The following is a 15,164-nucleotide window of genomic DNA, read 5'->3' on the forward strand; positions in this document are numbered from 1 at the left end:
TTGTAGATGGCTAGGCCCAATGAGGGCAACGATACCAAGTACCATCATGACCTTCATTTGAATACGCTTTCTACGTCTCATGATGAACCTCCTTTGTGTAGTTTTTTGTCATATCAACTAGATATGTGAGTTCGAACAGTTATCTTGAATTCAATATATCATAAATGAGAAATTTTATCAATAAGAATTTATTCTTTTAATATTCATCTTTATTTAGTATGATATTATGCATAGATAAAAGGTTAATAAGGAGGCTTCTTATGAATAAATTATTCCGATACGCTGCTGCAGCAGTACTTGTTGCATCTTTTGGCATGGTAAGTGATTATACAGCTGATGCGGCAAAGTTTTTAGAATCTCCAAGAGAGGTTACTATTGTAAAACCAGAGTTGCCTGAGATTCCTCAAACTGCTACGGTAGCGCCTGATATGCGCGTACGCTTCTTGATTGATAAAAAAGGTAATGTTAAAAATGTTTTCGTAGAGCGCTCTTCTGGATATGCTCCTGTTGATGAAGCAGTAAAAAAAGCAATTTTGCAGTGGAAGTTTACCCCTGCTATTGGCACAGATCAAAAGGCACACGAATCCATTATTGGGATGACAATTACTCTGCCTAAGCAAGCTGTGAAAGCTAAATAAGGAGAAAACGATGAATAAAGTGTTGCGTTGTATTATCTTAAGCTCATTTTTTGTAATGAGTATGGTAGCTTCTGTGTTGGCAGCTCCATACGATCCACCAGTAGCTATAGCTACACCACCTATTGACCGAGCACTGCTCGCCGCCTATGGTGAAGCAGCTCATGGTGCGGATATACGTTTTACCATCAAGGAAGATGGTTCTGTAGGGGACGTTGAAGTTGTCTCATCTAGTGGCTCTAGTGCTCTTGATGCGGCTATTGTAGATACTATTTCTAAATGGAGATTTAGCCCTGCTACAGATTCCAATGGTAGACCTGTAGCATCTTCTAAAACTGAATATATTGATTTTAAAAACTAATTAAAGACACTTATAGAGAACTGCACCCTAAAACTTGGACACAACTTTTGAGGTGCAGTTTTTGTATGCCAAAATATTCTAAAAAATAAAGTAAAGTTATTTATTTTCATAATATTTGATTCGTAAATTTTAAAAATAAATCAAAATTGTATCTGTAGCAACTGAAAATTACTTTCAAAATGATATAATAAAAATATAATTATAGATTAGCCCGTGGAGGTATAAGCATATGAATCCATTAAAACAAAAGCTAGATATTAACAATGAACGTTACAGAATTATTGTGTCCATTAAAGAAGATTATTTAGATGGTAAATTGTCCTTAGAAGAGGGCAATCGCATTTTAAAAGAGAAACTAGGTACTTGTACGCCTGATGAATTTGCTTACGCAGAGCAAAGCTTGAAAGGTGTTTACAAGGACGAAGAAATCCTAGAGAAAATGGATGATCTCTTAGAATTATTTGATGGCGTTTTGGTACGTGCCGAAAATGAGTACCCTAAAAATCATCCATTGTGGGCGTACTTGGAAGAAATCAACGCTGTTGAGAAGGTAGCCCTAGAAGCGGATGAATTATTAAAGCAAGAGAAGTTTATCAAAAATCCGTGGCTCGGTGTTTTTGATTCCTTAGCAGAGTGGAGAACACATCTGTCTCGTAAGCAAAATCAATTGTATCCAATGCTTGAGGACCACGGCTTTGACCGTCCAACGCGCATTATGTGGACCTTTGATGATGCTGTGCGCGATGCTATCTCTGCATCCTATGCATTGCTTCGGGAAGATAAGTATGAAGAATTCCTAGCGTCCGTACCAGAAACTTTGGCGAAATTACGGGATTTGAATTCTAAAGAACTAGAAGTCTTATTGCCAACGTCTTATAAATTGTTGAGTGACGAAGAGTTTGTGCGGATGAGTAAAAATGACCATGAAATTGGTTATGCTATCATCAATGCGCCAGGCTTATATGTAGTGCCAGGTATCAATGATTCTGCGGCACAATTGAATGGCAATAATTCAGCTCAAGGTGGTGCTGTATCTAACGAGTTCTTAAATGATTTAGCCGGCTTGCTATCTAAATATGTAGGTCCTGTTGGTGGTGCGCCCGTTGGTAAGGACGCAGTCCTCGATGTAGCAACGGGTAAATTGACATTAGAGCAAATTAATTTGTTGTTCCGTCATTTACCGGTAGATTTATCCTATGTAGATGAAAATGAACTAGTTAAGTTCTACAGCGATACGGCACATCGTATTTTCCCTCGCAGTGCGAACGTTATCGGCCGTGAGGTGAAGAATTGTCACCCAGCAAAATCTGTTCATATAGTAGAAGAAATCGTAGAGAAGTTCCGTTCTGGCGAACAAAGCCAAGCGGAATTCTGGATCAATAAACCAGGCTTGTTCATCTATGTTATCTACACCGCAGTACGCGATGAAAATGGTAAATTCCGCGGCGTATTGGAAATGATGCAAGACTGTACTCATATCCGTGAACTGGAGGGTTCCCGTACATTGTTGACTTGGGATAAAACTGATTTTGTAGGCGATGGTGGTAAAGAAAAATCCTTGGCTCAAGAGGCAGCAGAAGAGGTAGAAGAAGAACCATTAACAACTGATGCAAATGGTCGATTCCATATCGATGCAAAAACAACATTGTCAAATCTAATTAAACAATGCCCGGATATTGTAGATCATTTGATTTCTTTAAATCCTAAATTTGAGAAATTAAAAACACCTATGGTAAAAGTAATGGCTAAGGTGGCAACAATCAAGATGATGGCAGAACGCGGCGATTTTGAGGTAGATGATCTAATTAGCAAAATCGATGCATTTATCAATAAAGATAAGAAATAATTGTACTTTTAAACCTTGAAAAGAGACGAGGACTTTGGACCTCGTCTCTTTTATCTGGCCAAATGTGTTGCACTAATTCGAAATAAACATACATTAATTTCCTATAAATCATCTGTTTTATGTATACAAATTTGATTGAACAGGGTAAAATAGAAAATAATGAAAGTATTTGCCTAAGCAGTGTTTTCATATACAACATTACTTTTACAAGAGAAATTACTAATATATTAAAAGGTGAGGATCTAGATACTATGTCTACAAGACGCGTTTGGAAGCAAAGTGAAATCAAAACAAATCCATTATTTTCTATGATGCGCAGTACAATTGAAACTGCATTCTATGGGAACAATGTAACTCCTGTAACATCTGTGGCACAAGCGTATCAACTAGCCTCTGAAGAGCCAGGTGTTATCGTCCTCGATATGCCAGTATTTAAACCATTAGAACAAGGTTTGCCAGCTGATGCAAAGGTCCTTGTTACAAATGATGGTAAAACTACAGGTCGTTATGCTAAAGCTCGTCGTATTATTGGAGACGAGGGCATCGATGAAGTTGAACTCGCGAATATTGCACGTGATGCTGTGTATGATAGCCGCAATAAAGAGTGGATTTCTGCAGAATCTATCGTTGGTCTTGATAAAAAATTCACAGCTCGTGCTCATTTGATGATTCCAAAAGATCACGCGTCTATTTTGTATTCTTGGCTCATGAACTTCAAGTTCTTTGATGCAGCTGTAAAAGAATTCTACAATGACAGTGTAGAGATCCCAGAAGGCGACATCTATATTTACTCTGATCCTGACTATGTTGTACCAGGTCATCCAGGCGGTCTTGCTATTTTTGACCCTGCGCATAACTGTGCTATGATTCTTGGTATGCGCTACTTTGGAGAGCATAAAAAAGGTACACTTACACTTGCGTGGTCCTTGGCAAATCGTTTCGACTATGTTGCTTGCCACGGTGGCATGAAACGTTACAACCTTGAAGGTGGTAAATCTTACACTATCGGTGTATTCGGTTTATCTGGTTCCGGTAAATCCACATTGACTCATGAAAAACATGATGGTCGTTATGATATCTCTATCCTGCATGACGATGCATATATCATCAATACTGAGGATTTGAGTTCTATTGCTCTTGAACCTACGTACTTCGATAAAATGCAAGATTATCCTGTGGAACATCCTGCTAACGAATTCTTGTTGACGCTACAAAATGTAGGTGTAACGATGGATGAGGATGGACGTAAGGTTGTACTGGCCGAAGATGTGCGAAACAGCAATGGTCGTGCTATTAAATCTCAATTCTGGACAGATAACCGCGTAAACTACGTAGGTGAACCTGTTAATGCCATAGTATGGCTTATGAAAGATAAAACATTGCCACCAATCCTTAAGATTTCCGATCCTGTATTGGCTTCTACAATGGGGGCAACCCTTGCGACTCGTCGTTCTACAGCAGAAAAACTTGATGCTCACGTCGATCCAAATGCGCTTGTTATCGAACCATATGCAAATCCATTCCGTACATATCCATTGGTTCGTGACTATGAAAGTTATAAAAAATTATTCTCTAAATGTGGTGTAGAGTGCTATATCATGAACACCGGCTTCTTCTTGGAAAATAAAATTCCTAAAGAAGTTACTCTCGATTTGTTAGAGCGTTTAGTAGAAGGTACATTAGAATTTAAACCGTTCTGTGAATACGAAAATCTTTCTTATGTAGAGGTTCCTGGTTTTGAACCTCCATTCGAAGTACGCGAGTATCATCACCAATTGCACCAAGCTTTTGAGTTCCGCTATGATTATGTAGAAAAACTTAAAGGTCATAAAAACGAATTACCTCAAGAAGTATTGGATGTACTTAAATCTTTAATGTAATCTAAAAATTAAAAAGGGCTGTAATAGAATGCGGTTTTACCGCATACTATATGTAGTTCGTTTAACTTATAAGACATACCAAGAAATTTAGGTTTGTAAGGCACTAAATTTCTTGGTATTTTTTTATTTTCCCCATGTATATGTAACGTATATTTTAGTAATATATAGTTATAATAGAAATAATGTTTTATTATAAGACTTGTATATGTACATAGTTATAAGGACTCGTATATGGACATAAAAGACATTAAATATATTAGTACCATCGTTGAGATGGCATCATTTTCTAAGGCATCTAAAAAGTTATATATTTCTCAGCCGGCGTTGAGTCAGGGAATTCGTCGCATTGAAGCAGAGCTAGGAGTTACGTTGTTTGTTCGTGATCGTACAAAAGTCGTGCCAACCGCTGCGGCGTTACAAATTGCAAAAGAGGGCATGCCGTTAGTTTTAAAGGCGGAGGCTTTAACTCAATCTATCATTAATCAAGGCACAGATGTAGCTTATCATGTGCGTATCGGTTTGTCTCAATTCTATGGACATCATATGCTTGGAAAAACATTGAAAAGCTTTCAACAGATAGAGCCTTCTTGGGAGTTCCATGTTGTAGAGGGAGAATCTCACTTTTTGGAACAGCAAATTTGTGATGGTTTAGTTGATGTTGGGTTATTCCCAACGCCGATTTATTCTCAGGACCTTGAAAGTTATCCCGTTTTAGATGAGCAGATTTTATTGGCCATTAGTGTGGAAAATGAGAAGGCCATAGCCATTGCAGATTCTCTCATGACTGGTGATGGAATTCGAGAAATATCTCCTTTTGGAGCATTTCCGTTTATTTTGCTAAGAGAAGGTCTCAAATTGCGGACGTTGGTTAACCGTCTATGTCAAGCGGAATCCTTTGTGCCCAAAGCCGTCATTGGCTCTGAAACGTTAGACTCATGCCGGTCCTTGGTAGAGGATGATTATGGTATTACATTCTTGCCGAGCACGCTCAATAGCAAGGGGGATAACGATAAGGTTAAATTTTATCCTCTCGCATCGAAACTTTGTTTCCGTCAATTAGTTCTTGTGGCGAGGTCTGATAGGGCAAAACGTTTCCATTTATCTGAAGTAGCACATATTATGCAGCAATTTTTGTGATGTATAGGTAAAAGATATTTAGGTGGCATATTCTGAGGGGCGGATTATATTAATAAATTAATAATTAATACATAAATTAATACGTAAATCAATTAATTAATAAAATAAAGAAAGAAAAAGAGACTAATTCCTGTAAAAATTAGGAATTAGTCTCTTTTTATTTATGAAAATAAACTGAAAGAATCGAATTAAATAAATATAGTAATTATCATATTCTTAGATATAGATGCGTCAAAAATTTCTCAAATTTTAATTGACAAATGTCTTTTCAGAAAATATACTTATAGTAGTTTAAAACATATTTAGGAGATAGGATTTAAAACCCATCATTGTAGTGGATTTAAAGTGAATTAAAAGTAGAATATGTTTTTGTTTTTATTGGTTAGCCTATGTAGGCCCCTAGGAGGTTTCAAATGAGTAAAGATGTGGAAAATAAAAATACCCATGAACACAATCATGGTGAACAACATGGTCACGACCATAATCATGAACATCATTGCCACTGTGGCGGTCATGGTCACGACCACGATCATCAACATGACCACGATCATGACCATGGTCACGACCATAGTCATGCAAAGGCTCTTCCGACGGATAAATGGGTGCCACACACTCATGAACCAGGGGTACCTCATGAACATGGCGTAAACGACTATATGAAAGCCGTTGCTGAGTATCGTAAAACATGGCCTACAAAACAAGATGTTATCGAACAAACACCAGATCCTGCGGTACGCGAAATGATTCTTCGCATGGAGCAAATCGGTTGCGATACAGTATTTGACCGTTTTGATAAACAACAACCACAATGTACATTCGGTATTGCCGGGGTATGTTGCCGTATCTGCTTCATGGGGCCATGTAAAATTACACCTAAGAGCCCTCGTGGTGTCTGCGGTGCCGATGCAGATCTTATCGTTGCTCGTAATATGACACGTGCTGCTGCAGGTGGCTTGACCCAACATGGTGCACATGCTCGTGAAATCTTGATTTCTTTGAAAGCGGCTGCTAATGACCAATTGGATATTCCAATTTTAGGGGAAGAAAAAATCCGTACTGTATGTAAAGCTTTCAATATCCCTGAAGAAGGCCGTTCCTTAAAAGAAGTGGCTAATGACTTGGCAGATGTTCTATTAGAAGATTTGAGCCGTGCATTACCTGGTGAATATAAAACAATTACTGCAATGGCTCCTGCTGAACGTCGTGAAGTTTGGAAAAACTTGGATATCTTGCCTATTTCTGCGTACAATGAAGCCTTTGATGCATATCATCGTACATGCGTAGGTACAGATGGTGATTGGGAAAGCAACATGAAACAATTCTTGCGTTGTGGTCTTGCTTTCACATTCACAGGCGTAGTAGCAGCGGACATCGCAACAGACGCATTGTTTGGTCAAGGTGGTCGTCGTACATCTAAAGTTAACATTGGTGCCTTGAAAAAAGGATATGTTAACATCGCTGTTCATGGTCATTTGCCAACATTGGTATCCCAAATTTGTAAAATTGGCGCTTCTGAAGAATATTTAGAAAAAGCAAAAGCTATCGGAGCTAAAGGTATCCAATTCTACGGTATCTGCTGCTCTGGTTTGTCCAGTATGTACCGTTATGAAAATGTTATTCCATTGTGTAACGCTATCGGTGCTGAACTTGTACTTGGTACAGGCGCTCTTGATTGCTGGGTAGCTGACGTTCAAGACGTTTATCCTGCTATCATGGACGTAGCACGTTGCTTCAACACAAAGGTTATTACTACATCTGATGCAGCTCGTTTACCAGGTGCTGAACACATCGGCTACGACCATCATCACACTAACTTGGCTGAAACAAAAGAATTGGCTCGCAAAATCTTGGATCGTGCTCTTGAAGCTCATGAATTGCGCAAAGGTATGCCTGTATTCATTCCGCCATACGAAATCACAGCAGAAGTTGGCTTCTCTCCAGAATCCACTGTTAAACATTATGGTTCCTTCAAACCATTGGCAGAGGCTTTAAAATCTGGTAAAGTTCGCGGTATCGTTAACGTAGTAGGTTGTTCCAACCCTCGTGTTATCTATGAAAAGGCAACTGTAGATATTGTTGATACACTTATTAAAAATGGCTGTATCATCCTTACAAATGGTTGTGCATCTTTCCCATTGATGAAACTTGGCTATTGTAATACAGATGCTAACAAGAAATGTAGTCCTGCATTGCAAGAGTTCTTGGGTGATGATCAACCACCAGTATGGCATGTGGGTGAATGTGTAGATAATGCGCGTTCCTCCGGTATCTTCGGTGGTATTGCGGCAGAACTTGGTCTTAACTTACCTCAATTGCCATTTGCTATGTCTAGCCCTGAATGGTCTAACGAAAAAGGTATCGATGCATCCCTTGGCTTCCGCTTGATGGGGATTAACTCTTACCACTGCGTTGAGCCACCTACACAAGGCTCTGATGCTGTTACAAAATGGCTCAAAGAAGACACTAAAGATATCTTAGGCTCTGTTATGTATGTAAATACGGATCCTGCTAAAGTAGCTGAGAAAATCTTGGCAGATATCGATGAAAAACGTGCTGCTTTAGGTTGGGCTGAAGTAAAATAGTAAGATAGAAATTAGTAAATTGTAGTTTATAATAAAAAACGCTCAAAAGCGTAATGGTTATCGTATTTCCTTAAGCTTTTGAGCGTTTTTTTTAAAGAATATAGTATTACTTGTTAATTCGTGAGTCCTTATAAACCCTTTACTATTAACCCTTATGGTAATATGTATGTAGACTTAACAATATGTATAAGTTTATGAAGTAACGAAAAAAGGACTCTGTATAGAGTCCTTTTTTCATGTAAGGGGAGTGTTAGTATTAATATCAAATGAAACATGTATTTAAACAAGTAGTAGGTTTGGGGTTAGTATTACTTGTCGGGAGATAAATACACGTACGGTAACCAGGGAATTGTTACCTCTATTTATCATTTGACATTATCATTATAGGAAGGGTAAATGAGTTAAAAATGAAGAAATTTAATAAATTTCTTTAAGTTTCTTATATTTGTAAAAAACATGGTAATTAATTTTAATTATTGTTGATAAATATGGGACAATTTTGGTATTATATAAAGGAGAAGTTGTATATTTTATAAAGGTTTATCCACATTAAGCTTTTATAAAATATACAGCTCGATAGCATGAGAGGGGCAGTCATATGAGTAAAATATTCACCATATTAACACTTTTGTGGCTACTCAGTATAGGGGGGACTACTAACGCAACGGACTGGTACTATGTTGGACCAGATGCATCAGGAAACCAATTATTTATTGACAATGACAGTGTACAGAAGAGTGATTACGATGCACTTTTGTGGCTGCGAGTTAATGAACTGGGTGGCGACGAATTGCGATATAAAGTTTATATCAGTAGATATAATCGAACCATGGAAACATTGAAGGTAGATGCGTACATGTCAGACGGGACGCCGTATGAGAATGTAGAATTTAATGAGAATCCTGAGCCCATTGCGGGTAACACAAATGGTCAAGCCATTTACATTTTATTATGGAAATAAAAGAACCATCTAGTACAGCAAACTAGATGGTTCTTTTTATGTGTAAAATATTTATAAAGCATTAGGGAATAATTTATATACTACATCCTCTAGATATGGAGAATGGTATATATGAGGTTTTTTAGACTTGAGCTGTATTGCGAGTCAACTCTAAGTCTTGAATCATTTGAAGATCGTCTTGAGGTGAACGACCGCCAGTAGTTAAGTAGCCACCAACCATAATACCGTTTAGGCCACCTTTTAGAGCATAAGCTTGTAAGTCCCGTAGATTTACTTCGCGACCGCCTGCAGTACGAATCAATGCGTTTGGCAAGATGAAACGGAATACGGCGAAGGTACGTAAGATATCCAATGGACGTAAAGCTTCGTTGCTTTCAAATGGGGTCCCTTTAACAGGATTCAAAATGTTTAATGGCACGGAGTCAATATGTAAACGTTTAAGTTCGAACGCCATTTCTACGCGTTGTTCTAATGTTTCGTTAAGGCCAAGAATGCCACCAGAGCAAACACGGATGCCTGCTTTTTGTGCATTATCTATGGTAAACATTTTATCTTCGTAGGAATGTGTAGTACAAATATCTGGGAAGTGGCTAGGTGCCGTTTCGATATTGGAGTGGTATCGAGTAACACCAACTTCTTTTAATTTGAGTGCTTGTTCGTAAGTTAACAAACCAAGAGAACAGCAGATTTCAAGACCAATTTCGTTTTTGATACGGCCTAATACATGGATGATTTGATCAAATTCATCAGGATTATTAGTATTACGACCACTTGTTACGATGGAAAAACGAATGGCACCAGCCTCTTTAGCTTTACGTGCTGCTTGGAGAATGCTTTCTTCATCCATGAAAGGATACTCCTGAACGCCTGTGTTGTGGTGTGCGGATTGAGCACAGAATTTACAGTTTTCAGGACATTTGCCGGATCGAGCATTAACAATGGCGCATACATCCACAGAATTATCATTGAAATGTTGGCGAATTTTATCAGCCATAGCGAGTAGAATCATAGTATCATCATCTGAAGTATGAATTAGCTCGATTGCTTCTTCTTTTGTAATTTCGCCGCCGTTCATGATGCGGTTTGCAATGGTAAGTATTTTTTCGTATGTACCCACTTGGGATGGTTGTTGATCTATAGGCAAAGCCATAATAGCCTCCAGGAAATTGTTAACTTAATAAAAACATAATATATTGACAATTTGATTGTAAACGTTCGCGTATAAATTGTCAACTTAATGCGTGAATTGGTTAACAAAAATAATAACATATTATGATTTATATCTTATGATGAAAGAATATGTGCTTATCTTATAATTTATATTTATTAATAGTTAAGAGAAGTTTAGTTTAACTATATTGTTTTGATGGTAAATGATAGTTATTTTTAACTTATCTTTAAGGTTTTGTAGTATAATAAACTATTGTAATTACTATATATAACTATAATAAGAATATTAATGGAGGAGTGGATATAGATGCAGCCGTTTCGATTTATACACTGTGGTGATCTGCATTTAGGGGCACCCTTTCAATATGCTACAGGTATTAGCAGCGCTGTTGATCGCGTTGTAAGTGAAGCAACCTATGTAGCCTTAGATAAAATTATTGATACTGCTATTACAGAACATGTTCATGCTGTTGTAATAGCTGGTGATATTTATAATAGCGAAGACCATAATTTAGAGGCTCAAGTCCGTTTTGTGCGCGCCATGTATCGCTTGGCGGAGCATCGTATTGATGTCTATATGGTACAAGGTAACCATGATCCTGCTGAAAGCTGGAAAGCACAATTACAGATGCCAGATAATGTACATGTATTTTCTAGCGAACAGGTACAGCGTTTCCCGCTCATCGTTAACAATATAGAAATTGGTGGCGTATATGGTATTAGTTGTGGTCATGGTAATGAAAGTGACAACTATGCTCGTCAATACAGAGCTTTTGAACGGGATGAATTTTCTCTTGCTGTCATGCATGGTACTGTAGGTTCTAGTGTAGGCTCTGAAAACCACAATGTAACAGGACCTTGTAACTTAACTGATTTAACAGAGGCCGCTATGGATTATTGGGCATTGGGCCATATTCATAAATCTCAAGTTCTTAGCGAGGAGCCTCTCGTAGTTTATGCTGGTAATTCGCAAGGATTGCATCGTAAAGAACATGGACCTAAGGGGTGTTATCTTGTATCTGTATCTCATAATGGTCATTGTGATTTGCGATTTATCGACACCTGCGCTGTCCGGTTTGAGGAAATCAAAATCGATATTGCTGGCATGCAAAATGAAACAGATTTCTTAGAGATTTTGCGCCGTAAAAAAGAAAACTTGCGAAAGCAGCATAAGAAAAACATCTTGCTATCCATCGTTTTGTCTGGTACAGGACCTCTACATCGCCTATGTACGCAAGAGGGGATTCGAAAACTATGGTTGCAAGAGTCTCAAAATGAAGAGAAAGGCAAATCTATATTTGTTATGCCTTACCGTATCATTTCTAATACAAGACCTAGTATTAATCTAGTTGAACGACGTCTATTAACAGATGTAGTAGGTGATTACTTGCGTGCTTATGATGATATGGTAGATGGGAATGCGATACAGACTGCGCGCCAAATTATGGCGGATCGTCCTGAATTTAAACGCTTAGGCACATATGCAGATTTATTAAGTGATGAATTATTGGCACGAGCTTTGAAACGTTGTGAAATTGAAGGTGTTACTGTATTGATGGGGGCTAATGATGAACATTAAACGCATACGATTTGATGAATTTGGCCCGTATCGTGACTGGTCTTTCACTACGGGTGACAATGGGGTTCAACTCATGTATGGCCCTAATGAAAGTGGTAAAACATCCTTGCTCGAAGGGATGCGCACCTTGTTATTTGGCGGTACTCATAAGGCTTATGGTCCTATGACGGGGGCCCTTGATGTGGACCGTAATGGTGAAAGCTACTATATCGGTCGTAAGGGTAAGCAGTTAGACTTTTACAGTCCTGGTAATCCTGCCATCCATGAAGAGCCGGCTCAACATTGGTGGCATGGCATCGATAAAAAAACATATAACCGCATATTTGCGTTAACATTAGACGACCTACAAGGCCTTGATGTATTACAAGAGGTAGAGGTTCGTTCCCGATTCTTTGGCGCTGAAGGGGGAGAACACTTAGGTGGCGCTGTTAAGGATGTTGAAAAAGGGGCTACAGACCTACTTGTAGCATCCTCGAATGGTAAACGTCGCATCAATGTATTGATGGATGAGCTTAAAGAAAACCGCCAAAAGCTGAGTCAGTTGGCGGAGCATGAAGCGCAATATGTGGAATTACAAACCGTCTTTCACAGTACGGAGCAAACCGAAATGGAATTGCAAAATCAGTTGAAAGAATGGAAGGAATATCGGGATGGTATCGATGTAGTATTGCGTGCGTGGGATACGTATCGTCGCAGTGAAGAGGCACGTATGCACATGCAGCAGTACAATAGTGAGCTCGCCTTGAGTCGTGATGAGTTTCTTCGCCTTGATGAAGAAATTAAACGGGCTCGTGACAATATGCAATTATGGCAGGAAAAGGAAGCGGCATTGATGCCGGCTAACTTTAGTCCTGATAGCCCATTTGGAACTTATGGCCAAGATATTGAAGATCTTATTCAACAAGGTGCTAAATGGGAGCAATTACGCCGTGAGTGCGAAGAAGGCGATGCGTACATCCGTAAGGTTAGAGAACAATTGGAGTTTTCACGCACCCTACATTCTGCGTGGCGTTATGATGAGCCAATGGCAGAAGACATCAATTGGTTTGATGGAGAACGTTTAGCCAGTCGTTTGCGCACCGCAAAAGAACAACTTTTACATTGGCAAGACCGCAAACCTGCAGAGGCTACCGATGAGGTGCCGACGGCGAACCTTGAAGGGGCATCCTTACCTAACTTTAGTGAAGAAGAATTAGCTAAAAAAGAATATTTAGAACGTGAATTAGATCGTATCTTAATGGATATAGATCGAGTAGAGGCTAGACGGAATAGTCCTGGTTCAGATACACAGCCTACAATTCTGCCAAAATGGCTACAACGCATTAGTGGTATAGGTGCTGTTATTGCTGTATTAGTAGTATTAGCAGGCTTGTTGGTTCTTGAATCGGCATTATATACTATAGGTGGTTTTATTTTCTTGATTCTATCTATGGGGCTATTCTGGTATGCTACATGGAGGCTTCATAATGGTAACTCTGAAGTGTCTAAATTAAACTATGAGTTACAAATTTTATCCTCCCGTAAATCCGATGTAGAGCATCAGCTAGAGGCTTTGATCAAGGCTGCTACGCCTACAGCGAGTCCTGTACCATCCTTAGAAGGGGTGGCACATCTTGAACGTTGGATTCAAGAAGGTCATACATTACAAGGCATTTACGATGAAGCTCTCGCAGCATGGCAAAACTGGTTACCCCGAGGGGCGGCTAAGAGTCTCGATGAAGATGATTTCTTTGGCCTCAAACATGAATATGATCAATATCATGAGCAACTACGTACCATAGAAGGCTATGAAAAGCGTTTGGCGGAGCATAAAGAAGGTCTACGTATTATTGAAGACCAAGCGATGGCTTTGTGGTATAACCTTGGGATAGAGGCGCCAGTATCTCCAACAGAGCTAAAACGCATTTATAACCAATATAAGAACTTCCAACAAAATAAGATTGTATGGGAACAAAAGGAAGCACAACGTAAAAGCTTCCGCAATGAATACGATAATTGGCATCGTAAGGAAAAAGAGCTACTCCTTCGTCAACAAGAATTGCTCCATAAAGCGGGTATGGAAAGTTCCAACGAGTATCGTCAACATCTTATCGATGAGGACCAATATAAACAGTGGCAAACCATCTACAAGCAAAGTCAAGTGCAGCTTGATTTGCTTGCTCCTGATGCGGAGAATAAAGACTTGTTCTACCGTCGTTTGCGTGAAGGCAACAAGGATAACTGGTTGGATGAATTGGCTCATTCTGAGCGTGAAATAGCCTCTATCGAAGATAAATTGGCTACCTTGTATGAGCGTCGCGGCCAAATCGTTGAAGCCATGCGTACACTTGGTTCTGACCAGGAACAACACCAAATGTTGCAAGAACGAGAGGCTTTACAAAGTGAATTAGAGTCTGCTCTCGAAGATTGGGCTACGCAAGTATTGATAAGTCATTGTATGGATAAGGCTCAACAATCATATGAACAAGAAAAACAACCTCATATGTTAGAGCTTGCCTCCTCTTATGTTGAAAGACTAACTGGTGAGAGGTATACGCTTGATATTCTAGGTATCAATAAAGGGGTAGCACTTATCAACAACAATGGGGAACGACTAGAACTTAAATTCTGGTCTAGTGGTCTAGCTGACCAAGTATACTTGGCATTGCGTCTTGCCCTAGCCAAGGTATTCTCTTATCAAGTAGAATCCTTGCCGATTATCTTGGACGATATTTTGGTGCGTTTTGACGAAAATCGTCAACGTAGTGCCTTGGAACTGTTGGCTGAGCTTGGAAAGAATCAACAGATTTGGCTCTTTACCTGTCAACGCTCCGTATATGATATGGCTCAATCTATTATGGGCATCGATTGCCATAGACTAAGTCGTAGCTAAATGAAATTTGGACTTGAATTAAAGACTCAGTCAAATTAAAGTAGTGGTTACATTACAGTACTAGTAAATTTAACGACATACTTGAATTAAAGTCTTAGTTAAATCAAAGTGGTAATGAAATAATAATCCCTGTGGAGGCAC

Annotated in this window: 10 protein-coding genes; 9 read left to right on the plus strand and 1 reads right to left on the minus strand. The window is 39.0% G+C overall.

Annotation, left to right across the window (positions count from 1 at the left end):
* The first annotated feature begins 260 nt into the window (after positions 1–260).
* The 7 genes from E7B10_RS06365 to E7B10_RS06395 all read left to right on the plus strand — a co-directional run bounded on the left by E7B10_RS06365 (position 261) and on the right by E7B10_RS06395 (position 9,402).
* Entirely contained in the window at positions 261–638 is a 378-nt protein-coding gene (locus E7B10_RS06365) for an energy transducer TonB (protein ID WP_021147653.1), read from the plus strand.
* Between the two features lie 10 nt (positions 639–648).
* Positions 649–996, plus strand: coding sequence for an energy transducer TonB (locus E7B10_RS06370; RefSeq protein WP_281782847.1), 348 nt, complete (start codon positions 649–651; stop codon positions 994–996).
* A gap of 229 nt (positions 997–1,225) precedes the next feature.
* A complete protein-coding gene (locus E7B10_RS06375) occupies positions 1,226–2,842 on the plus strand; it encodes a PAS domain-containing protein (RefSeq protein WP_287509326.1) in 1,617 nt (538 codons plus the stop codon).
* 251 nt (positions 2,843–3,093) lie between these two features.
* Positions 3,094–4,722, plus strand: a complete 1,629-nt coding sequence (locus E7B10_RS06380; RefSeq protein ID WP_008715251.1) for a phosphoenolpyruvate carboxykinase (ATP) — start codon at positions 3,094–3,096, stop codon at positions 4,720–4,722.
* A 231-nt stretch (positions 4,723–4,953) separates the two neighbouring features.
* A complete protein-coding gene (locus E7B10_RS06385) occupies positions 4,954–5,859 on the plus strand; it encodes a LysR family transcriptional regulator (RefSeq protein ID WP_221741403.1) in 906 nt (301 codons plus the stop codon).
* A 413-nt stretch (positions 5,860–6,272) separates the two neighbouring features.
* Positions 6,273–8,441 (plus strand): anaerobic carbon-monoxide dehydrogenase catalytic subunit, encoded by a 2,169-nt coding sequence (gene cooS, locus E7B10_RS06390; protein ID WP_118091062.1) that lies wholly within the window; start codon positions 6,273–6,275, stop codon positions 8,439–8,441.
* A 598-nt stretch (positions 8,442–9,039) separates the two neighbouring features.
* Positions 9,040–9,402: a hypothetical protein gene (locus E7B10_RS06395; protein ID WP_008603073.1), complete on the plus strand. Its 363-nt coding sequence runs from the start codon at positions 9,040–9,042 to the stop codon at positions 9,400–9,402.
* A 121-nt stretch (positions 9,403–9,523) separates the two neighbouring features.
* On the opposite strand, the gene bioB is transcribed toward E7B10_RS06395, so the two are convergent.
* A complete protein-coding gene (bioB, locus tag E7B10_RS06400) occupies positions 9,524–10,552 on the minus strand; it encodes a biotin synthase BioB (RefSeq protein WP_004694042.1) in 1,029 nt (342 codons plus the stop codon).
* Between the two features lie 327 nt (positions 10,553–10,879).
* On the opposite strand from bioB, the gene E7B10_RS06405 reads away from it, so the two are divergent.
* Positions 10,880–12,151, plus strand: a complete 1,272-nt coding sequence (locus E7B10_RS06405) for a DNA repair exonuclease (RefSeq protein ID WP_128114386.1) — start codon at positions 10,880–10,882, stop codon at positions 12,149–12,151.
* On the plus strand, positions 12,141–15,023 hold the full coding sequence (locus tag E7B10_RS06410; RefSeq protein WP_287510509.1) for an AAA family ATPase: 2,883 nt from the start codon (positions 12,141–12,143) through the stop codon (positions 15,021–15,023). The genes E7B10_RS06405 and E7B10_RS06410 overlap by 11 nt, the downstream gene beginning before the upstream one ends.
* Positions 15,024–15,164 lie beyond the last annotated feature (141 nt).

Source organism: Veillonella sp., from assembly GCF_032470285.1.
Classification (GTDB): domain Bacteria; phylum Bacillota; class Negativicutes; order Veillonellales; family Veillonellaceae; genus Veillonella.

Bases quoted from the DNA above. Each gene is read 5' to 3' on its own strand.
- E7B10_RS06365 (WP_021147653.1), top strand. From the start codon at position 261: ATGAATAAATTATTCCGATACGCTGCTGCAGCAGTACTTGTTGCATCT.
- E7B10_RS06370 (WP_281782847.1), top strand. From the start codon at position 649: ATGAATAAAGTGTTGCGTTGTATTATCTTAAGCTCATTTTTTGTAATG.
- E7B10_RS06375 (WP_287509326.1), top strand. From the start codon at position 1,226: ATGAATCCATTAAAACAAAAGCTAGATATTAACAATGAACGTTACAGA.
- E7B10_RS06380 (WP_008715251.1), top strand. From the start codon at position 3,094: ATGTCTACAAGACGCGTTTGGAAGCAAAGTGAAATCAAAACAAATCCA.
- E7B10_RS06385 (WP_221741403.1), top strand. From the start codon at position 4,954: ATGGACATAAAAGACATTAAATATATTAGTACCATCGTTGAGATGGCA.
- cooS (WP_118091062.1), top strand. From the start codon at position 6,273: ATGAGTAAAGATGTGGAAAATAAAAATACCCATGAACACAATCATGGT.
- E7B10_RS06395 (WP_008603073.1), top strand. From the start codon at position 9,040: ATGAGTAAAATATTCACCATATTAACACTTTTGTGGCTACTCAGTATA.
- bioB (WP_004694042.1), bottom strand. From the start codon at position 10,552: ATGGCTTTGCCTATAGATCAACAACCATCCCAAGTGGGTACATACGAA.
- E7B10_RS06405 (WP_128114386.1), top strand. From the start codon at position 10,880: ATGCAGCCGTTTCGATTTATACACTGTGGTGATCTGCATTTAGGGGCA.
- E7B10_RS06410 (WP_287510509.1), top strand. From the start codon at position 12,141: ATGAACATTAAACGCATACGATTTGATGAATTTGGCCCGTATCGTGAC.